23 protein-coding genes are annotated in these 17,936 nt (G+C 70.5%); 15 read left to right on the forward strand and 8 right to left on the reverse strand.

Going from position 1 to position 17,936, the window contains the following annotated elements; translation table 11 throughout:
• The first annotated feature begins 133 nt into the window (after positions 1-133).
• A complete protein-coding gene (locus tag DPM19_RS26725) occupies positions 134-1,585 on the forward strand; it encodes an HNH endonuclease signature motif containing protein (protein ID WP_267900917.1) in 1,452 nt (483 codons plus the stop codon).
• A 111-nt stretch (positions 1,586-1,696) separates the two neighbouring features.
• On the opposite strand, the gene DPM19_RS26730 is transcribed toward DPM19_RS26725, so the two are convergent.
• Genes DPM19_RS26730 through DPM19_RS26745 form a run of 5 tightly spaced genes read right to left on the reverse strand, consistent with a single transcriptional unit; the run spans position 1,697 to position 5,931 of the window.
• Positions 1,697-2,635, reverse strand: coding sequence for a DUF6177 family protein (locus DPM19_RS26730; RefSeq protein WP_111870818.1), 939 nt, complete (start codon positions 2,633-2,635; stop codon positions 1,697-1,699).
• Entirely contained in the window at positions 2,632-3,009 is a 378-nt protein-coding gene (locus DPM19_RS26735; RefSeq protein WP_111870819.1) for a hypothetical protein, read from the reverse strand. The genes DPM19_RS26730 and DPM19_RS26735 overlap by 4 nt, the downstream gene beginning before the upstream one ends.
• A gap of 2 nt (positions 3,010-3,011) precedes the next feature.
• Complete coding sequence (locus tag DPM19_RS35445) at positions 3,012-3,464, reverse strand: hypothetical protein (RefSeq protein WP_158566905.1); 453 nt, start codon at positions 3,462-3,464, stop codon at positions 3,012-3,014.
• Positions 3,465-3,484: 20 nt separating this feature from the next.
• Complete coding sequence (locus DPM19_RS26740) at positions 3,485-5,611, reverse strand: DNA/RNA non-specific endonuclease (protein ID WP_111870820.1); 2,127 nt, start codon at positions 5,609-5,611, stop codon at positions 3,485-3,487.
• Positions 5,608-5,931 carry a DUF6507 family protein gene (locus DPM19_RS26745; protein ID WP_158566906.1) on the reverse strand — a complete coding sequence of 108 codons (324 nt, stop codon included), beginning with the start codon at positions 5,929-5,931 and terminating at the stop codon, positions 5,608-5,610. Before DPM19_RS26745 ends, DPM19_RS26740 begins: the two co-directional genes overlap by 4 nt.
• A gap of 191 nt (positions 5,932-6,122) precedes the next feature.
• On the opposite strand from DPM19_RS26745, the gene DPM19_RS26750 reads away from it, so the two are divergent.
• Positions 6,123-6,770: a hypothetical protein gene (locus tag DPM19_RS26750; protein WP_146779007.1), complete on the forward strand. Its 648-nt coding sequence runs from the start codon at positions 6,123-6,125 to the stop codon at positions 6,768-6,770.
• A 12-nt stretch (positions 6,771-6,782) separates the two neighbouring features.
• Here DPM19_RS26750 and DPM19_RS26755 read toward each other — a convergent pair whose 3' ends face one another.
• Positions 6,783-7,286 (reverse strand): GNAT family N-acetyltransferase, encoded by a 504-nt coding sequence (locus DPM19_RS26755; protein ID WP_233510772.1) that lies wholly within the window; start codon positions 7,284-7,286, stop codon positions 6,783-6,785.
• A gap of 132 nt (positions 7,287-7,418) precedes the next feature.
• Between DPM19_RS26755 and DPM19_RS26760 the strand changes: the two genes are divergently transcribed.
• On the forward strand, positions 7,419-8,654 hold the full coding sequence (locus tag DPM19_RS26760) for an SMI1/KNR4 family protein (protein ID WP_111870824.1): 1,236 nt from the start codon (positions 7,419-7,421) through the stop codon (positions 8,652-8,654).
• Positions 8,655-8,742: 88 nt separating this feature from the next.
• Here DPM19_RS26760 and DPM19_RS26765 read toward each other — a convergent pair whose 3' ends face one another.
• Entirely contained in the window at positions 8,743-9,246 is a 504-nt protein-coding gene (locus DPM19_RS26765) for a MarR family winged helix-turn-helix transcriptional regulator (protein ID WP_111870825.1), read from the reverse strand.
• Between the two features lie 85 nt (positions 9,247-9,331).
• Here DPM19_RS26765 and DPM19_RS26770 point away from each other — a divergent pair, with 85 nt between their 5' ends.
• From DPM19_RS26770 to trxA, 5 genes are all read left to right on the forward strand, one after another.
• Entirely contained in the window at positions 9,332-10,054 is a 723-nt protein-coding gene (locus DPM19_RS26770) for a hypothetical protein (RefSeq protein ID WP_111870826.1), read from the forward strand.
• Positions 10,055-10,079: 25 nt separating this feature from the next.
• Complete coding sequence (locus DPM19_RS26775; protein ID WP_111870827.1) at positions 10,080-10,538, forward strand: flavodoxin family protein; 459 nt, start codon at positions 10,080-10,082, stop codon at positions 10,536-10,538.
• Positions 10,535-10,837: a Dabb family protein gene (locus DPM19_RS26780; protein WP_111870828.1), complete on the forward strand. Its 303-nt coding sequence runs from the start codon at positions 10,535-10,537 to the stop codon at positions 10,835-10,837. Before DPM19_RS26775 ends, DPM19_RS26780 begins: the two co-directional genes overlap by 4 nt.
• 220 nt (positions 10,838-11,057) lie before the next feature.
• Positions 11,058-11,552 carry a MerR family transcriptional regulator gene (locus DPM19_RS26785; RefSeq protein ID WP_325050288.1) on the forward strand — a complete coding sequence of 165 codons (495 nt, stop codon included), beginning with the start codon at positions 11,058-11,060 and terminating at the stop codon, positions 11,550-11,552.
• The gene (trxA, locus tag DPM19_RS26790; RefSeq protein ID WP_111870829.1) at positions 11,434-11,748 is read left to right on the forward strand and encodes a thioredoxin; all 315 of its coding nucleotides are present in this window, start codon (positions 11,434-11,436) and stop codon (positions 11,746-11,748) included. Before DPM19_RS26785 ends, trxA begins: the two co-directional genes overlap by 119 nt.
• 53 nt (positions 11,749-11,801) lie before the next feature.
• Here the strand turns inward: trxA and DPM19_RS34965 are convergent, their stop codons facing one another.
• Positions 11,802-12,341, reverse strand: a complete 540-nt coding sequence (locus DPM19_RS34965) for a hypothetical protein (RefSeq protein ID WP_146779008.1) — start codon at positions 12,339-12,341, stop codon at positions 11,802-11,804.
• Positions 12,342-12,947: 606 nt separating this feature from the next.
• Here DPM19_RS34965 and DPM19_RS26805 point away from each other — a divergent pair.
• The 7 genes from DPM19_RS26805 (at position 12,948) to DPM19_RS26835 (ending at position 17,920) form a co-directional block, all read left to right on the forward strand.
• Complete coding sequence (locus tag DPM19_RS26805; RefSeq protein WP_233510773.1) at positions 12,948-13,913, forward strand: phosphotransferase family protein; 966 nt, start codon at positions 12,948-12,950, stop codon at positions 13,911-13,913.
• Positions 13,910-14,269 (forward strand): DUF6285 domain-containing protein, encoded by a 360-nt coding sequence (locus DPM19_RS26810; protein ID WP_111870831.1) that lies wholly within the window; start codon positions 13,910-13,912, stop codon positions 14,267-14,269. Before DPM19_RS26805 ends, DPM19_RS26810 begins: the two co-directional genes overlap by 4 nt.
• Positions 14,266-15,435 carry an acyl-CoA dehydrogenase family protein gene (locus DPM19_RS26815; RefSeq protein WP_111870832.1) on the forward strand — a complete coding sequence of 390 codons (1,170 nt, stop codon included), beginning with the start codon at positions 14,266-14,268 and terminating at the stop codon, positions 15,433-15,435. Before DPM19_RS26810 ends, DPM19_RS26815 begins: the two co-directional genes overlap by 4 nt.
• A gap of 34 nt (positions 15,436-15,469) precedes the next feature.
• The gene (locus DPM19_RS26820; RefSeq protein ID WP_199485301.1) at positions 15,470-16,159 is read left to right on the forward strand and encodes a TetR/AcrR family transcriptional regulator; all 690 of its coding nucleotides are present in this window, start codon (positions 15,470-15,472) and stop codon (positions 16,157-16,159) included.
• Positions 16,160-16,189: 30 nt separating this feature from the next.
• Positions 16,190-16,555: a cupin domain-containing protein gene (locus tag DPM19_RS26825; protein ID WP_111870834.1), complete on the forward strand. Its 366-nt coding sequence runs from the start codon at positions 16,190-16,192 to the stop codon at positions 16,553-16,555.
• A gap of 130 nt (positions 16,556-16,685) precedes the next feature.
• Positions 16,686-17,126 carry a hypothetical protein gene (locus DPM19_RS26830; RefSeq protein WP_199485302.1) on the forward strand — a complete coding sequence of 147 codons (441 nt, stop codon included), beginning with the start codon at positions 16,686-16,688 and terminating at the stop codon, positions 17,124-17,126.
• 170 nt (positions 17,127-17,296) lie between these two features.
• Positions 17,297-17,920 (forward strand): tetratricopeptide repeat protein, encoded by a 624-nt coding sequence (locus tag DPM19_RS26835; RefSeq protein WP_158566907.1) that lies wholly within the window; start codon positions 17,297-17,299, stop codon positions 17,918-17,920.
• Positions 17,921-17,936: the final 16 nt, after the last annotated feature.

A 17,936-nucleotide genomic window follows, 5' to 3' on the forward strand; every position in this document is an offset into this window, starting at 1 on the left:
CCTGTCACCCGAGGAGTACGAGGAGGCGTACTACCGCACACTCCAAGATCAACCCGACACGGCTACCACCCAACCCGACCCCGTCCGAGCCAGGTAACCGGAGTTCCGGGAAAACGGGGGAACCTCATTGCGGTTGACCAAGCGGGCGGCGGGTGGGGTGTTGGAGGATGCCTGGTTGCTGGTCGAGCGTCTGCCGGCGGTGTGGCGGGCGTTACGGGCCGGGGCGATCGATGCCGCCCGGGCGAAGGTGATGGTCCATGAGACCCGGGCGCTGGCCGAGCCCTTCGCCCGGCGGGTGGCCGCCCAGGTGTTGCCGCAGGCCCCGGAGCTGACCACCGGGCAGTTGGCCTACCGGCTGCGCCGCCTGGTGCTGGAAACCGACCCCGATGCCGCCAAGGACAACTACATCCTCAGGGTGGCCGAACGGCGGGTCGTAGCGGGTACCAATCCCGACGGCACCGCCTACCTGTCGGGATGCTCCCTGCCCGTGGGCCAGGCCGCGGCCGCTTACGAGCGGGTGAACGCGATCGCCCGGGCGACCAAGCAGTCCGGTGATTCCCGGCCCATGGACCAGATCCGCACCGATGTCTACCTCGGCCTGCTGGAGGGCACCTGGAACGGCCCCGGCCCCGTGCACCGGCGCGGGGTGATCGAGCTGACCGCCGACCTGCCCACCTTGTTGAACCTGGCCGACAACCCCGCCGAGTTGCACGGGTGGGGGCCGGTCATCGCCGACATCGCCCGCCAGATCACCCACCAGGCCACCACCCAGCCCGCCGCCGGCAACACCGCCTGGGCGTACTCGATCACCGAACCCCGCACCGGCCGGCTGCTCTACCACGGCACCACCCGCCGCCGCCCCACCCACCTGTCACCTCCCGGCTCCGGTACCGCCGCCCATTCGAACTCCGCCACGGCCGGGCCCGCGACCGGAAACAGACCCGGTGCAGGGGATGAAGCCGGGGGCAAAGCTGTGGCGACGGGCCGGGCGGGGAGCGGAGCTGGGGGCGAGGGTTCCGGTGCAGGGGGCAGAGCCGGGGGTAAAGCCGTGGCGTTGGATCGGGCGGGGAGCGGAGCTGGGGGCCGGGCCACCGGAACAGGGGGCCGAGCCGAGAACAGAGCTTCGGTGAAGGACCAGGCAAAGAGCGGAACCGAAGGCCGGGACACCGGAACAGGCGGGGCCGTCCATCCGGTCACGGCCGCCGGACCTGGTAAGCGCGTGGCGCCATCCGAACGCGACCCTCGCCGCACCCTCACCGCCCGAGATCGTGCCTATGTCATAGCCCGTGACCGCACCTGCCGGGGCCCCGGATGCCGGGTTCCCGCCCGCCGCGCGGAGATCGACCACATCGTTCCCCACGCCGACGGTGGGCCGAGCACGCCGGACAACGCCGACGCCAAATGCGCCTACTGCCATGACCTCAAGGACGGCGGCTGGACCACCACCCGCACCCCGCGTGGTGTCACCGTCTGGACCAGCCCGCTGGGCCACACCTACACCAAGCTCCCCGAACCCGTCACCCGCCCGGCCGACCTCACCCCCGCCGAACAGCGCCTCGCGACGAACCTCGACCAACTGCCCTGAGGGTCTCCGCCGATGATCTCGTGGCCGAGTTCGGACAACACGGTTCCAGGTACCACGGTCCGCTGACCGGAGCGGTCGTTCACCCGCGGCCGGTCCCCGGCTTGGGCGAGGCTACGTTCCCTCGGACAGGGGGCCTGTGCCGGCGAAGCGCCGCATCAACCGGCCGAAGCGTTCCCATGCGCGGAGGTCATGGCCGTTGCCGAGGTCGTGCCAGAGGGGTTCAGCCGGGCGACCGCCTGGCACCTCGGGAGCCTCGGTGCCGACGGCCAGGCCCAGGGGGGCCGGCAGGCCCGTCCAGCGGGGTTCGGTGGTGAGGTCGGCCCGGCCGGGGACGGACTGGGCGAGCAGCGAGACCAGTGTGAACCTGCCGGCGACCCGGGCGGCGACGCCTGGCAAGTCGTCCGGGGGCGCCGCGGTGAGGAGGGTCACGGTCTCCTCGATGCCCGAGCCGACCCGGTCCACCCTGATGGTGCCGATCACCGTCCGGCCCACGAAGGTCAGCCAGGTGGGCAGCGGAGCCCGGTTCCGGCACAGGGCCGTGATCGTCTCCGTCCGCCAGGGCGTGCCGGCCGGTTCGGAGACGCCCCAGCCCGCCGGTCCGGCACCGGTGAGGCTCGCGCACAGCACTTCGGCGGCGCCGCCCAGGACGATGTCGTCGTCGGGCGGGTGGTGAACGGTCGCGTTCACCATAAGCAGGGTGACCGGAGGTTCCCCGGGGGCGGTGTAAACGGGAGAGCGGGGTGCGCCCTCGGCGTCGTCCCGAGGCGGGGCGAACATCTCGCCGTCCCAGTGCAGCACCGCGCCGGACAGCCCGTCGTAGTGGCCGCCGCCGGGGTCGCGGACCACCCAGCGCGTGCCGGGCCCGACGAGTGCCAGCCGCAGTGGCAGGGTGAGGCGGGACCGCGCCGGGGTGAGGACCTGCAGACCGCGCCCGGAGCCGGCGCACACCCGGATCGCGTCGGCCAGCCAGGTGGAACAGGAGACGACGGGTCGGTTCTGGACGACGACGGCCACCCGGTCACTGGTCAAGTCGAGACCGGGGTGCGTCACCGGAGGCTCCGCGCGTACGCCGGGTCGTCCATCCACACCGTCCCGCCGAGCCGGCGCACCAGTTCGGCCGCGAACCGCAGCGCCAGCGTCTCCGCCCCCGGCGCGGCGTGAGCCGCCCGGGCCTCCACCCACCAGACGGGCGGTGCCACATCCGCCACCTCGGGCCCCAGCAGCCGTTTGACCTCACCGTCCACCTGGACCAGCACGGGTACCTCGATCGACACCAGCAGCCGGTCATGGTCGTCGCACAACTGCAGCACCCCGCCGTCGGCGGCCTTCCCCACCCGGTACCCGGCCCCGGCCGCCACCAGCCCGGCCAGCACCGCGTCGAGATCGGGCTCGGCCTCCACCAGCGCCACGACGTCCCTGGTCACCCCTACTGCCCCTCGGCCGCGGCCTCTTCGAGTTTCTGCCTCAGCCATTCTGGGATGTGCTCATCGTCGCGTGGGAAGTACTGGAGGTCGAGCGCGAAACTTCCGCTGGCGACCGGAAAGGGGAAAGGAGGTTCGTTGTCATAGTCAAAGTCGGCGCTGTATCGGGCTGGTCGTGTAATTATATAATGGATAGAAAACCAGGTTCCCTTTCTCGTTTCGTACATTCCTGAGCGAAGATCTTGGGTGAGCTGCCAGGCGGAGTCTGGAGGGTTTAGTCTTTCCTGGGAGCCATCCATTTTAGTTACCTCGAGGGACATCGTAGTGATGTCGATGAGTCCGTTGTATCTAAAATGAACCTCCTCCCAGTCGTTGGGAGCTGAGCCCAATAGGGCAGAGCCAATATTTTGCAGTATGGAATCCTGCTCCATAGGAGCGATTCGCTGTTTCTTGGCCATTGGTATGCGCTTTCGGTAATTTATCTCGCGAGGGGAGGTATGTTTGGGTAGATTATTGATTCCGCGGGTACGCCATTAATTGAGTAGTTTACTCGGAAGCCTGTGGGGGTGGTGAAGCCTGGTTTGTATATCACATTGATCTCTACTTTGACTTTGGCGTTAGTGGGAGGTTTAAGCAGGTTATCCCACATCATCTCCATCTTTCGAAAGTTGGTTAGGTGGGTTGTGCCGGATACTGCTTGGTTCAGGTTTCTAAGCATGGGTACCACATTGAGTCGTTCGCCGGCTCCCCAGTTTGCAGTACCGATAAGGTGGCCACCGTTCCAGGGCACGTTCTCGTAGAGTTCAACCTCGCCCGGCAGTGGGTCCCGCCCTTCCCGGGCACGGAATTCCTCAATGACGCGCTGGTTGTACTCGATGTACTCGTTCCTACCTTCCCAGCCGATTGGCGTCTGATCGGGGCCACGACGGTGGCTGTCGGAACCGGTGTGGATGAGCTCACCCTCGGCCCTGATCGTGCGCGCCTGGGAATCTGTCTCGTAGGTATATCGGTTATCGACATGGTAGGTGGTATTAGGCCGCGGCTGGCGGAGTTCGGGATTCCACATGTGCTCTCGCCCGGAACGGGTATGGATCTCGATGATCCTGCCCTGGCCGTCCGTGGTGAACGTGCCGCGGTGATTGCCGTTGACGTCGGTGACCTCATAGCGGGTGTTGCTGTCCAGTCTGACGCCCTCGCCGAAACGCGCGTTTGGTCGCGGGGCAAGAGGGTCGTCCTGCCCGATGGGCCGTTCCCTCGGCGGCGGTTCCGGCGGGCCGCCGCCTGTGTTGCGCGGTGGTTCTCCGCCACCGCTGCGGGGCAGCGGGATGTCGCCGATCCTGCTTCCACCGGCGGGTGGGGGATTGGTGTCGGGCGGATGGCCGGGGCCATCGAGTTCGTCGGGGCGGCGGGGGGCACCGGCCATTTCGGGGAGGCGGGGCGGGTCACCGGCGGGCGGGAGGTCGGGATGGCGCAGGTCGATCTCGTGGAGCCGGAGTTTGAGGTCGGCGGGGTCGAGCCGAGACTTCCCAACCTGGCCGAGGGTGTCGCCGATGCGGTAGTCGAACTGCTTGACCAGGTCGCCGACCTTGGGCAGCCGGGAGGTGCCCTTGAGCGCCAGGGCCAGCGGGTCGGCCGCGGTGCCCACGGCGTCGACGCCCTTGGCGAGCTTTCCCGCGGAACCGGCCTTGGTCTGCGGGATGATGCTGGTCAGGATGTTGTAGGCGGTGTTGCCGGAGGCGCGGGCCGGATCCTTTCCCCACTGGTTCCAGGCGACGAAGCCCTTGCCGAAGTCCCGCCACGCGCCGAAGACCCGGGGGCGAAGGCGGGGGTCCGTGAAGGCCAGCGTGCCGAAGTGCGTCAGCGGCAGGCCGAGCAGCATGATCTGCTTGTAGGCGTCGAACCAGGCTCCCGGGCCACCCCAGGCCAGGTCCCACAGGCCCTTGACGTCTCCCCACAGGCCGTCCACGAGGAAGCCCTTGAGCACCGAGCCGGCGCCGTTCCACAGGCTGCCGAGCAGGCCCGCGCCCGGCTGGTCCAGGGTGCCCCAGGGGCGTGCGGTGCCGGCCGGGATCATGGACAGGCCGTGGATGTTCCCGCCGGTGCGGGTACCGTCGCCGGGCACCCACCGGGTGCCGCCGTACAGGGCGTTGATCCGGTTGGCCGCCTTGCGCTCGGCCGCCTGGAAGGCGAGCATCTGGTGATCGACGGCGCCGACCAGCCGGTTGTTCTCCGCGACCAGGGTGTCGTCGTCGCGCCAGTCGTCGGCGGCGTCGGCCCTGGCCTTGAAGGCGAAGGCCTGGGTGCGCAGTTCCAGCAGCCGGTTCTTGATCGGCCCGACCTCGGCCGCGTAGTCGCTCAGCGCCGCCGCGACCCGTTCGAGCTGGTCGGCGAAGGCGTCCGCCTTCGTCCGTACCGGAGCGGTCGCCGCGAACAGCCGCTGGGCCTCGGGTGCCCGGTAGTAAGCGGCCAGCCCCTGCCAGGTCGAGTGCACCGCGGCGCCGGTCCGCCGGATCCCGGCGGCGGTCTTCCGTAAGTCCGCCGCCTCGGACTCCACCGCGAGCGGGTGGACGGCGTCGAGCTGCGGGATCGCGCCGGGGTTGATCACCGCCGCGGTTCCGGCGCGCGGGCCGCGTTGCGCTGGGCCTCGGCCGCCATTTCCAGGTCGCCCTGCAGGTACGCCTTGGTCGCGTTCACCGCGCCCTGGACGCAGCGCGAGGTGCGCTGGGCGAGCCCCGTGAGGGTGGGGTGGTGGTGCTTGCCGAACCCAGCCAGCGCCTGGGCGACGATGGAGCTCCCGGACGCCTTGGCCGCGTACTCCATGCCGTAGCCGTACCTTTTGATCTGCCCTGGCAGCGGTTCGTACGCCGAGGCTGTCTTACGCAGTACTCCCTGAACCCCGTAAGGCTCGATGTCCCACCCGGCCACCAGCTGACCTCCGTTTATGTCAGGGCATGTCGTGCAGATAGCGATATGTCCGACGAAGATGCTGACAGGGTGTCATGTGAGGCCGACATTTCTCATCCGGATCAGGTTCTGGTCATTTGGATAAGTTAATTTAGACAAACCAATATCGGGTGGTGGGAGAGTGTCGGAGCCGTCTGGCAGATTGCGCGGCCATGGGATTGAACGTGGTCGTCGGGATGTTCGCGGAGACCGAGCCGGAGTCCGCCGAGTCGATGCGGGACGACCTCGAGCGCATCCGGGAACTGCTGGCGGCGCGCGGGTTGCCCGACTGGCGCGAGCCGGAACCCGGCCAGGGCGGGCGGGTCGGGCACGAGATGTGGGGCTACTCGGGGCTGCACCACCTGCGCCGGGTGGCCGTCCATCTGGCGGAGTCCGGAACTCTGCCGCCACCGCTCGGCGCGGATGGCCGGGCGTCGGAGGACCCTCTGCTCAGAGCCGCCTACGCGCGGGAGCCCCGGAGCGGGGGCTGCGTCGAGCACCTGATCCACCACTCCGACTGCGCGGGCTACTACGTCCCGGTGGAGTTCGAGCAGGTGATCGTCGACGAGGGGCTGACCGGCTGCCACCTCGGCTCTTCCCACCGCCTGCTGGAGGTTTGCCGCCGGGTGGCCGCGGCGCTGGATCTGCCCGCCGACCTCACCCCCGACTCCGAGGAGATCTTCGACGCGGCCGACGAGGAACCGGACGAGACCGCCCCGGACGGGTGGCGGCGGCACGGCATCGCCGCCCTCACCTGCATGCAGCTCATCGAGGCGGCCGAGCACTCCGTCGGCACCGGGGCGGCGATTGTCTTCTGCTGATCCCCGGGCCGTTCAGACGCCGAACGGGGCCGGGTAGCCGATGACCCCGGCGGGAACCGGGCGGTCGGGGTTCAGGGCGAGCGCCATCATGGCCTCGTCCGGGACGTCGAAGGGTGGCCTGATCCCGTACCGGGAGGCGGGGCCGAACCCGAACCGGGGGTAGTACGCGGGGTGGCCGAGCACCAGCACGAGGTTCTCGCCCGCGGCCCGGGCGGCCCGCAGTGCGGCGCGGATCGCGGCCGAGCCCGCCCCCTTCCGCTGGTGCTCCGGCGGGACGGCGCAGGGGGCCAGGGCGAGCGCGGGCTCGTCACCGACCCGGCAGCGGGTGAGCAGCGCGTACCCGGCGACGGCGCCGCCGGCGGTCACGGCCACCTGGGCGAGACCGTCGATCCACGCCGGGTCGGCGCGCAGCGCGTCGACGAGATCGGCCTCCTCGGCGGTGGGGAAGGCACGCAGGACGACCTCGCGGACCGCGGCGGCGTCGGCGGAGGTCTCCGGCCGGGTATCCCAGTGCACGAATTTCTCCCTCGTTCTCGCCGGTCCGAGCATGGTAGGGCGGACTGGGGCCCGCCGCGGTGGGGAGGCGGATGGTTCAATGGCGCGAGGTGCCCGGACGGGCGCTCTCGACGATGAAAAGAAGTGTTGCGCGTGGACGAGCGTCTGCGCCGGATCGCCGCCAAGCTGGCGATCGTTCCCCATCTTCCCGGCCGGAGCTCCTCCTTCGGGGAGGAACGTCACCGTTTCCGGCTCGGCCCGCCCCTCGCGGAGTCCGAGATCGTTTCCTTCGAGCGGCGGCACGGGATCACGCTGCCCGCCGGGTACCGGGCCTTCCTGACCATTCTGGGCCACGAGGGGGCCGGGCCGTACTACGGCCTGCTGCCACTGGACCGGTGGGACGACGTGATCCGGCGGACGCGTCCGGACAGGTGCCTCAGCCGCCCTTTCCCGTTCCATCCGGGCCGGTCGTACGGCCGGGACTGGCTCGATGGCCTGGCGGCCGAAACCGTCGACGAACCGTATGTCGGGACGATCGCGCTGGCCTCCATGGGGTGCACATACTGGTCGCTGCTGGTGGTGAGTGGTCCGGCCCGGGGCCGGGTCGTCAACGTCTGCCTGGATCGTCAGCCGCCGAAGTTCAGCCCGGACCCGGACTTCCTCACCTGGTACGAGCGGTGGCTCGACGAGATCGCCGCAGGCCGGGACATGGGGTGGTACGGCTTCGGCTACCGACCCGGCGGTGACGCCGAACTCGCCGGGGTCCTGGCGGGTGGTGGGCCGGTGCACGACCGGTTGGGGGCCGCCGCTGCGCTGGCCCGGCGGCAGGATCACCCGCCCGCGGTGCGCGCGGCACTGATCCGAGCGCTGTCCGACCCGGCCGCCGAGGTACGCGAGGCGGTGGCCTGCGCGCTGGCGGTCCGCCCGGACCCCGGGGCGGAACAGGCTTTGACGGTCGCGCTGGCCGATCTCGATCCACGGGTGCGAATCGCCGCATTGCACGGCCTGGAAAAGCGTGGCTCTGGTTGGTACGAGACGGCCCGGAACCTTGCGGTCGATTCCGTGCCCGAAGTGCAATGCGCCGCGCTGAGGGTCCTCGACGAGTCGGGCGGGCTGCCGGACACCCTTCTCGAGGGCCGGATCACCGACGTGGCCGCCGAAGTCCGCAGCACCACGTTGTGGTTGTTGCAGAGCCGCGGACACCTCCGGCTGGTCGGGACGGCCCGGGCACTGCTGGCCGATCCCGCCCCGAACGTACGGATGGCCGCGGCAAGGGTGCTCCTCCGGAACGCCGCGCTCACCGACGTGGAACTCGCCAGGCTCAGGGCGGACCCGGTCGACTGGGTTTGCGGGTGGGCGGAGCGGTTCGCCACGCGTCGCGGTCAGTGAGGGAGGGGTATGCCGGGCACCGGCAGCACCCCCGGTTTCTCGAGGTGCCGCCGTACCTCGGCTGCCGGGATCACGAGCGGTGGTCGTGTCAGCCGGCCGGTTCCGGCAGGGTGTGCAGGGCGGTGCGCAGTACGGTGGCCAGCCGTCCGGCCGTGTCGGGCGGGAGGTCGCCGAAGAGGCGGGTGTAGGCGGCGGTGGTGGCGCGGGCCAGGTCCTCGGTGAGCGCGGCGCCCTTGGGGGTGAGGCTGACCCAGGAGCTGCGGCCGTCGGTGGGGTCGGGCGCGCGCTCGGCCAGGCCGATGGCGGTGAGGCGCAGCAGGGCGTTGCTGGTGCCGCCGGACGACAGCATCGACCGGCGGGCCAGTTCCGAGGGCTTGAGCCGGTGCGGCGGCCGGGCCCGGCGCAGCGCGGCCAGCACCTCGAATTCGGCGTAGGTGACACCGTGCGGGGACAGCACGTCGTGGGCCGCCGCGTCGCAGCGGACCGCCAGCATCCGGACGCGTTCGGCCAGTTCCAGCGGCAGGGTCGCGACCTCGGGAAGCTCGGTACGCCAGGCGTCCATGACCTCGTCGACGCGGTCCTGGTGCTCCATGCCTCAGACTAACCACCAGAACCTTCGCTTTTGGGAAAGCCATCTGAGAAGGAATCGTCATGTACCAGGACGTACTGGGGATGTGATGGGCGTCGATCTGAGCAAGGGAGACCTGCCGGACGAGGCGGAGACCCGCTGGGTCACCACGACCGTCGACGCGATGCCGCGGCCCGGCCGGGGGAGCGACGAGCCGTGGAAACTGTCGATCGGCGGCCTGCTCGCCCGGCACCCGCGGGCGCCGCGCGGGGCCGGCCGGGTGCTCGGCCTGCTCGACCGGTTCGGGGCCATCGAGTTCGGCCCGAAGAAGGTCGGCTTCGACGGAGACGACGTGCCCTGGAGCAAGGTCATCGAGATCCGCACCCGCACCGTCGACGACATCGTGCTCGGCCCGGTCTCCGCGTCGGCCATCGACCAGGTACGCGACTTCCTGCCGCCGATCCCGGGCCGCAAGTGGGCGGTGCGGCAGGCGGTGCAGACCGTGACCGCGCTGGTGCTCGCCGCCCGCGAGGACCTGATCGAGGAGCGCGACGACCGCGTCCCGATCCCCTGCGAGATCGTCTACCTGGGCCGGCTGGGCGGGGTCAAGCGGATCGAGGCGGGCCTGTTCGCCGCCCTGTGCATGGACCGGCGGCCGGAGGCCGGCGCCGCGCTGCTCGACCTGGCCGCCCGGCACCGCGTCGCGGTGTGCCCGGCCGAGCCGCACCGGCTGGCGGGCGGCACCGCCCAGCGCGCCCAGGTGCTGCGCCGCCGTACCCGGGCCGCCGCCGCCCGCATCCGCGCCGCCGCGGAGAACCGCCTGCCCGGCTGACCGGCGGGCGCTACGCTCGGCGGTGATGAAGAGGCTGCTGATCGTCCACCACACGACGTCGCCCAGCCTGCGGGCGATGTTCGAGTCGGTGCGCGACGGCGCGGGCACCGACGAGATCGAGGGCGTCGAGGTGGCCTGCCGGCCGGCGCTCACCGCCACCGCGGTGGACGCCCTGGAGGCCGACGCGTACGTGCTCGGCACCCCGGCGAACATCGGGTACATGTCCGGCGCGCTGAAGCACTTCTTCGACGGGATCTTCTATCCCTGCCAGGACGCGTCGGCCGGCCGGCCGTACGCCCTGTACGTGCACGGAAACAACGACACCACCGGGGCGGTCCGGGCCGTCGAGTCGATCGCCAAGGGCCTGGGCTGGGAGCGTGTGGCGCACCCGGTGAGCGTCGTCGGCGACCCGTCCCGCCAGGACCTTCAGCGGTGCTGGGAACTCGGCGCGACCGTCGCGGCCACGATCGGAGAGATGGAATGAGCGGATTCCGGCATGTGGTGATGTTCGTCTGGGCCGAGGGGACGACCACGGCCCAGCGGCAGGAGGTCGCGGACCGGCTCAGTGAACTGCCCGCGAAGATCCCGCAGATCGCGAGCTACAGCATGGGCACCAACGCGGGGATCAACCCCGGCACGTACGACTTCGTGGTGGTGGCCGACTTCGCCGGAGTCGACGACTACCTCGTCTACCGCGACCACCCGGTGCACCGCGCGGTGATCGAGGAGACCATCACCCCGATCGTGGAACGGCGCTCCGCCATCCAGTACGAACTGGGCTAGAGGGCGCGACCTCCGCACAGCCCCGGGCAGCTACCTAACAAACGCTTGTCTGAATTAGGTGGCCGGGTTAGTTTCGGTCTCGGCGGCCACGCCCCCTCCCGACGTCGCCCGCCGTGCGTAGTTCGCGCCCTGCGCTCGGCGGGCGGCCCGCCTCCCGCTTGACCTTGACGCCGGTGTCAGGGGATACCGTCGCAGGCGGCCACGGATCAGGGAGGGCCGGATGCGGATCGGTGAGCTGGCCGAACGGGCCGGCGTGAGCACGCGCGCGCTGCGCTACTACGAGCAGCAGGGGCTGCTGGTGGCGCGGCGTTCGAGCAACGGCTACCGGCAGTACGAGGAGTCCGATCTCCGGCTGGTCCAGGAGATCCGCTCCTTGCTGGCGGCGGGCTTCACGCTGGAGGACACCCGTCCGTTCGTGGACTGCCTGCGGGCGGGCCACCGGGAGGGGAGCGCCTGCCCGGAGTCGGTGGCGGTGTACCGGCGCAAGCTCGCCGAGATCGACGCCGACCTCCGCACCCTGATCAGGCGGCGGGCCGAGGTGGCCGGCCAACTCGCCCGGGCCTGCCCCGGCTGCGTCCTGTCCCCGGAGGAGAACGATGATCACGCTGACGACCGAGAACTTCGACGAGCGGGTGCTCCGCGCGGGCAAGCCGGTACTGGTCGACTTCTGGACGGAGTGGTGCCCCCCGTGCAAGATGATCGCGCCGGTCCTTGAGGAGATCGAGGCCGAGCGCGGCGACCGCCTCACCATCGCCAAGCTCAACGGCGACGAGCACCCGGAGATCGTACGGCGCTACGGCGTTCTGGGCTTCCCCACGCTCACCCTCTTCCGGGACGGCGAGATCGTCGAGCGCATCGTGGGCGCCCGCCCCAAGCGCCGCCTGCTCGCCGATCTGGACGCCCACCTCTGAACTCCCGGGGCCGGCCGGTATGTCCCGGTGAATTTATGCTGGAGCCTGCATCGTCAGTCGCCTTGCTGGCTGGGGAGGCCCAGTTTCGACGTGAAAATTTCGCGAGCGCTCTCGGCATCATCCGGGATGCTGTCGAGTTGCACCATCGTATGGTGCCGATAGCTTTCTCCCTCATTCCCCGATATGAAGAAACCCCGGTCGGGGATCCACTTCCCCTCGCTTCGTCGAAACCTGATCACGCCGAAGCCGATGTAGCCGGTCTGGCCTGATTCTATGGGAGTGTTGGAGAACGTGTAGTAAAACTCTCGGGTTGATTTGTCAAGGTAGCTTGCCAGGGTCACCCAGTGGCAGAAGGGGCGTCCGTCATTGTGGTAGTTCGTTCCGTCGAACACCCATAGCCTTCTTCGGGCGTCGTATCTGATCTCCCCTACACTGCATTGCCGGACTGTGGGTTCGCTAATGTATTCTCCCCAGAATCCTTCCATCAGGATGGGGTCGAGCCTTCGGCCGGCCAGGGCTCTCATGTATTGATAGATGCCGTTTGCTGCCACCCCGAATGGAATACCGAGTATGAGAATAATGAAATCTCTCATAATTTCGCATTGCGCCCTTCGTGGTTGATGCTTCGGGTGTGCGCTTGATTTGGCTGTCCGTAATGGTTGATATGGCTACTGGTCGTGGATGGCGCCTGCCGGGTGGAAAAGCCGCCTTGCGGTCGTTGAAATCTCGCTGTGGCGATCACTTTAGACTCCTTGGCGCCCCAGAGAACGGGATCAAGCCACGCGGATCAATTGGAACCGATTGCGTGGCGCCGCCTTGCCGGGCGGCTTCGCTCGCGTGCCGTCCAGTCGAGGAGGAGTGGCTGGAGCCGGTCCATCGCCTTGGCGAAGCGCGCCCCGGGGCGCGCGCCGGGAAGGCGTCTCGTCCGCCAGCGGACTCCGGCGGCCGGCCCTGGGCTCATCACGGCTGGTGCCGATCGCGGGCGGAGCAGGGCTCGTTGACACCCCGCGGCCCCGAAATTAACGTGACGCTGACGTCAATTCCAGTTTTGGAGGCGGTATGCCCGAGGCGGCCCCGAACGCCGATGCCGTCAGGACTCCGGCCGCCGGGCGCAACGGACCACCGGGAGGCCGACCCGGGCCGGCGGGCGAGGTGCGCGAACGCGGCGGCTTCGACGCCCACGGCCCGGCCGGACGGCGGTGAGCGTGGATCGCGGCGCCCTCCGCGCCGTCCTGCGGCGGGCCCTCGGCGACGAGGCGGCCGAGGTGACGAGGCTGCACCCGGTGTCCATGGGCGCGTCCCGGCACACCTTCGAGCTCACGGTGCGCAGCGGCGGCACGGAGCGGAGGATGGTCCTCCAACTCGACCGGGAGGGCGCCCCAGACGGCACCATCGACGTCGCCACGCAGACCGCGCTGGTTCGCGCGGCGGCGGGGGAGGGCGTTCCTGTCGCCGAGGTCGTCGCCTACGACTCCGCCCCCGCCGCGCTGGGCGCGCCCTTCGCGCTGGCCGCGCACGTGGAAGGCACCACACTGCCCCGGACGGTGCTGCGGGACCCCGCCTTCGCCGGGACACGACGGGGGTTCGCCGCCGAATGCGGGCGCATCCTCGCCGCCCTGCACCGCACACCCCGGGCGGCGCTGCCGCCGCTGGACGCCGGTGACCAGCTCGACCACGTCGTCTCGTGGATCGACCGGATCGGCGACCCGCTGCCCGCGTTCGAGCTGGCGATCGGCTGGCTGCGGCGCAACCGCCCCGCTCCCGTCCCGCCGGCCGTGGTCCACGGCGACTTCCGGCTCGGCAACCTGATCATGGGGCCGGACGGGGTGCGCGCCGTGCTCGACTGGGAGATGGCGCACCTGGGCGACCCGGCCGAGGACCTGGCCTGGCTGACGCTGCGGCCGTGGCGGTTCCGGGGTTCCGGCGAGGTCGGCGGCATGGGCGACCGCGCCGACCTGCTCGCCGCGTACGAGGCCGCGGCGGGCACGCCGCCCGACCCGGCGCGTTTCCACTGGTGGGAGGTGCTCGGAATGCTCAAATGGGGGTTGATCTGCCAGCGGCAGGCGCGCACCCACCTGGACGGCGTGGCGCGCTCGGTGGAACTGGCCGCGATCGGGCGGCGGGTGTGCGAGACCGAGTACGACCTGCTGGGGCTGATCTCATGACCGGACTGCACGGACGGCCGACCCTGGACGAGCTGCTGGAGGCCGTCCAGGAGTTCCTCACCGAAGTGATCGCGCCGGTGACCCCGGCCGAGCACGCCTACCACCTGCGGGTCGCGGTCAACGTCCTGGCCGTCGCCCGCCGCGAGGCGGCCCTGGGCACGGAGCAGGAGGCCGAACACACCGCGCGGCTCGCCGCCCTCGGGTTCGCCGACGACAGGGAACTCGCCGCCGCCCTGCGCGCCGGCACGGTCCCGCCGGAGGCCGAAACCGGGGTGCGCGAGGCCGTCTTCGCCGACGTCCTCGCCCGTCTCGCGGTCGCCAACCCCGCCTACCCCGCCCAGGAGGACCGGAAATGAGATTCGACGTCCCGCCGCATCTGCGCGAGCTGACCGGCCGGCTGCGCGAGTTCGTCGACGGCGAAGTCGTCCCGGCCGAGCCGGTGCTGCACCGCGGCGGCCCGGAGGCCCGGGCGACGCTGGTGCGGCTGCGGCAGGCGGCCAAGGACGCGGGCCTGTGGGCGCTCGGCCACCCGGCCGAGCTCGGCGGGGGCGGGATGTCCTTCCTGGACTACGTCTACGTCAACGAGATCCAGGGGCGCAGCGAGTACGGCCAGCTCGCCCTCGGCACCGCCACCCTCCAGGACACCCTGATGCTGCACCGGCACGCCTCGCCCGAGACCGCCGCCCGTTACGTGCCGGGGCTGGTGGCCGGGGAGATGATGCCGTCCTTCGCCATGACCGAGCCCGGCGTGTCCAGTTCGGACCCCACCCAGCTGGAGACCGCGGCCCGCCTCGATGGGGACGACTGGGTTGTTTCGGGCCGCAAGTGGTTCATCACCGGGGCGCGCGACGCCGCCTTCACCACGGTGATGTGCCGCACGGAGCCACCGGACGCGCCGCCGCACCGGGCGTTCAGCCTGATCCTCGTGCCGCGCGACGCCGCGGGGTACGAGCTGGTCCGCGACCTGCCCGTCCTCGGGATCGACCACGGCCACTACGAGATCGCCTTCCACGACGTGCGGACTCCCGCCCACAACCTGGTCGGCGAGCGGGGACGCGGGTTCCAGGTCGCCCAGGAGCGGCTGGGCCCCGGCCGTATCTTCCACGCGATGCGCTGGCTCGGCCAGGCGCAGCGCGCCCTGGAACTGATGGTCGGGCGGCTGCGCGAGCGCCGCGCGTTCGGCGAACCGCTGGCCGAGAAACAGCTCATGCAGCAGCACGTCTTCGAGTCCTACGCGCAGATCCAGGCATGCCGCCTGCTGACGCTCGACGCGGCGCGGGCCCTGGACGCGGGCGACGCGGCCCGCGTCGAGATCGCGACGATCAAGGTCCTCGGAGCGCGGATGATCAACGATGTGGTCGACCGCGCCCTCCAGGTCTTCGGCGCGGCCGGCCTGACCGACGACACCCCGCTCGGCTTTATGTACCGCACGGCCCGGTTCGCCCGCATCTACGACGGTCCCGACGAGGTCCACATCCGCTCGGTGGCCCGGACCCTGATCCGGGACGGTAGGGATCGGTGAGGAGAACGCGTTGAGTCCACGCGGTGGCAGTCCCATGGGGCGCGTGGTGTCCGGCCCGTCGGCGACCCAGCGCGAACGGCGTGACGCCGGGCCGGCGACCACCAAGGGCCGGCAGCGGCGCACCGAGATCCTCGCCGCGGCCCGCCGGGTGTTCGAAGAACGCGGCTTCGTGGAGACCCGCGTCGCCGACATCGTCGCCGCCGCACAGGTCGCCCAGGGCACCTTCTACACCTACTTCGACTCCAAGGACGCGGTGTTCGCCGAGGTGGCGCAGAGCGTCATCGACGACATGCTCGCCGGTCTGCACGCCCCCCGGCGACCCGGTGCCGGCCCCCGGCAGCGGGTACGGGACGGCCTGCAGCGCTTCATCGACGCGTTCCGCCCGAACGCCGTCATCATCGGCCTGATCGAGCAGGTCGGCACGTTCACCCCGGAGATGCGCAGGCTGCGGCTCGCCCTGCGGGAGTCGTTCGTCGCGATGTCGGCGCGCGGCATCGTGCGGATGCAGACCGAGGGCCACGCCGACCCCGACGTGGACCCGTTGATGACCGCGGAGGTGCTGGGCGCGATGGTGGATCAGACCTGTTACGTCTGGTTCTCCCTCGGCAAGGAGTTCGACGCGACCGAGGTGCTGGACTCGCTGTCGCTGGTCTGGTCCCGCGCGATCGGCCTGCCCGAGGACGGCGAGACCCCCGCCGGGGAACCGGGTGACGCGGCCACCTGATCCGCAGCGCACCTGCTAGCGTCACGCCCCGTGGGGGAGCAGGTGTACGTGGGGAACGCGACCGTGGACGCCGCCGGCGACCGCGGCTGGCTGCTCGGGCACTTCAAGCCGGCCGGCGACGCACGGCACAGCACGGACGTGGAGATCAAGTGGGGTGTCCACCCGCGCGGCGACCGGCGCACGCGATGGGTCACCGGCGAGACGCGCACGGCCCTGCTGATGCTGATCAGCGGCCGGTTCCGGGTGGAGTTGCCGGGACGCAGCGTGCTCCTGGCCGAGCAGGGCGACTACGTGGTCTGGGGCCACGGCGTGGACCACTCCTGGCACGCCGAGGAGGAATCGGTGGTGCTGACGGTCCGCTGGCCGTCCGTCCCCGGCTACGCGATCCCGCAGTGAACGCCGCGGACCACCCGGCCGAGTGCGGAGGAGCGGGCAGCGCCCGCCCCCTTTGGACGGTTCCGGCGCGGGACGTTCGCCGGCCGAAAAGGAGATGAGAAGCGGACGGGTTCCACAGATCATTGCCGCTGTGGAGAGAACGCGGGCGAGACTGACGATCGGTGAGCTGCGCCAGGCGTGCAACATCCTGCTGACCGAGGCCGAACGCCTGTACGGCGCCGACTTCGACCTGGCGGACGCCGAGTACGACTACTACTGGAACCTGCAACTGGACGCGATCTTCGACCTCACGGAGAAGGACCAGGACTCACGGATCGACTGCGGGCAGATCAGTGACGACGCGGCGGAGATCGCCGCATTGTTGCGCCGGGACGATCTGATTGCGCTGTGGCACGACCTGGAGCACGCCGTTGGCCTGCTACGGCTCCTGGCGTACATGGACCTGCCGGGCGGCGTACAGAATCCCGTGTTTCCGGACGCGCCGAGTGGCGGCCCCCACTCGGATGGGGCCCTGCATGCCGGTCGCCCGGGACCGTCCCCCATGGCCCGCCGCCAATTAAGGTCTGACTGACCGCCGGTCCAGGGCTGTCGGCGCTGGGCCGAATTTCCGGGTCGGTAAGTGCTCCGTGCTGGACCGGGGTTCGTCCAACGTGCAAAGCGTCAGGGCGGGCCGGGCGGCGACCGCCGCACGTTCGCGCCCTGGAGAGGGTCGGGACCGGGATGTGGCAATGGGTGGGGCGCGTGCGGCGCCGGTTTCGTGACGCGGCTGAGGCGACGCGGGTCGAGTCCGCTTTCAACAGCGGCCTGGTGGCCAAGCAGAAGGGGCTGCTGCGGCAGGCCGAGGAGTACCTGCGGAGTGCCGCCGACGCGGGGCATTCCCGCGCCATGCGGAACCTCGCGATCGTGCTCATCGAGACCGGCCGGAGGGAAGAGGCCGAATCATGGCTGCGCCGCGCCGTCGAGACCGGTGGTGAAACCACCGCCATGCACAACCTGGCCTGCCTGCTCTACGAGTCGGAACGGGCGGAAGAGGCCGAGCAGTGGTGGCGGCGCGCCGCTGAGAAAGGCGACTTCGAGTCCATGTACAGCCTCGGCATCCTGCTCGGCAGGTCGGAGCGGATGGCCGAGGCCGAGCGGTGGTACCGGCGCGCCGCCGACGGCGGGCACCTCGACGCCATGTGCGGCCTCGGCATCCTGCTCGCGAAGTCGGAGCGGACGACCGAGGCGGAGCGGTGGTGGCGGAGCGCCGCCGAGAAGGGCCACTTCGACGCGACGGTGAACCTCGGCAACCTGATGACGAGGACGGGGCGGGTGGGCGAGGCCGCGGTGTGGCGCAGGCGCGCGGCTGAGCTGGACCCGTCCTGAACCGTGCCCGGGCGGG

This window comes from Actinomadura craniellae, from assembly GCF_003289645.1.
Classification (GTDB): Bacteria; Actinomycetota; Actinomycetes; order Streptosporangiales; family Streptosporangiaceae; genus Actinomadura_D; species Actinomadura_D craniellae.

Bases quoted from the DNA above. Each gene is read 5' to 3' on its own strand.
- DPM19_RS26765 (WP_111870825.1), bottom strand. From the start codon at position 9,246: ATGGAGCACCAGGACCGCGTCGACGAGGTCATGGACGCCTGGCGTACC.
- DPM19_RS26770 (WP_111870826.1), top strand. From the start codon at position 9,332: ATGGGCGTCGATCTGAGCAAGGGAGACCTGCCGGACGAGGCGGAGACC.
- DPM19_RS26775 (WP_111870827.1), top strand. From the start codon at position 10,080: ATGAAGAGGCTGCTGATCGTCCACCACACGACGTCGCCCAGCCTGCGG.
- trxA (WP_111870829.1), top strand. From the start codon at position 11,434: ATGATCACGCTGACGACCGAGAACTTCGACGAGCGGGTGCTCCGCGCG.
- DPM19_RS26750 (WP_146779007.1), top strand. From the start codon at position 6,123: ATGGGATTGAACGTGGTCGTCGGGATGTTCGCGGAGACCGAGCCGGAG.
- DPM19_RS26820 (WP_199485301.1), top strand. From the start codon at position 15,470: ATGGGGCGCGTGGTGTCCGGCCCGTCGGCGACCCAGCGCGAACGGCGT.
- DPM19_RS35445 (WP_158566905.1), bottom strand. From the start codon at position 3,464: ATGGCCAAGAAACAGCGAATCGCTCCTATGGAGCAGGATTCCATACTG.
- DPM19_RS34965 (WP_146779008.1), bottom strand. From the start codon at position 12,341: ATGAGAGATTTCATTATTCTCATACTCGGTATTCCATTCGGGGTGGCA.
- DPM19_RS26780 (WP_111870828.1), top strand. From the start codon at position 10,535: ATGAGCGGATTCCGGCATGTGGTGATGTTCGTCTGGGCCGAGGGGACG.
- DPM19_RS26815 (WP_111870832.1), top strand. From the start codon at position 14,266: ATGAGATTCGACGTCCCGCCGCATCTGCGCGAGCTGACCGGCCGGCTG.
- DPM19_RS26810 (WP_111870831.1), top strand. From the start codon at position 13,910: ATGACCGGACTGCACGGACGGCCGACCCTGGACGAGCTGCTGGAGGCC.
- DPM19_RS26785 (WP_325050288.1), top strand. From the start codon at position 11,058: ATGCGGATCGGTGAGCTGGCCGAACGGGCCGGCGTGAGCACGCGCGCG.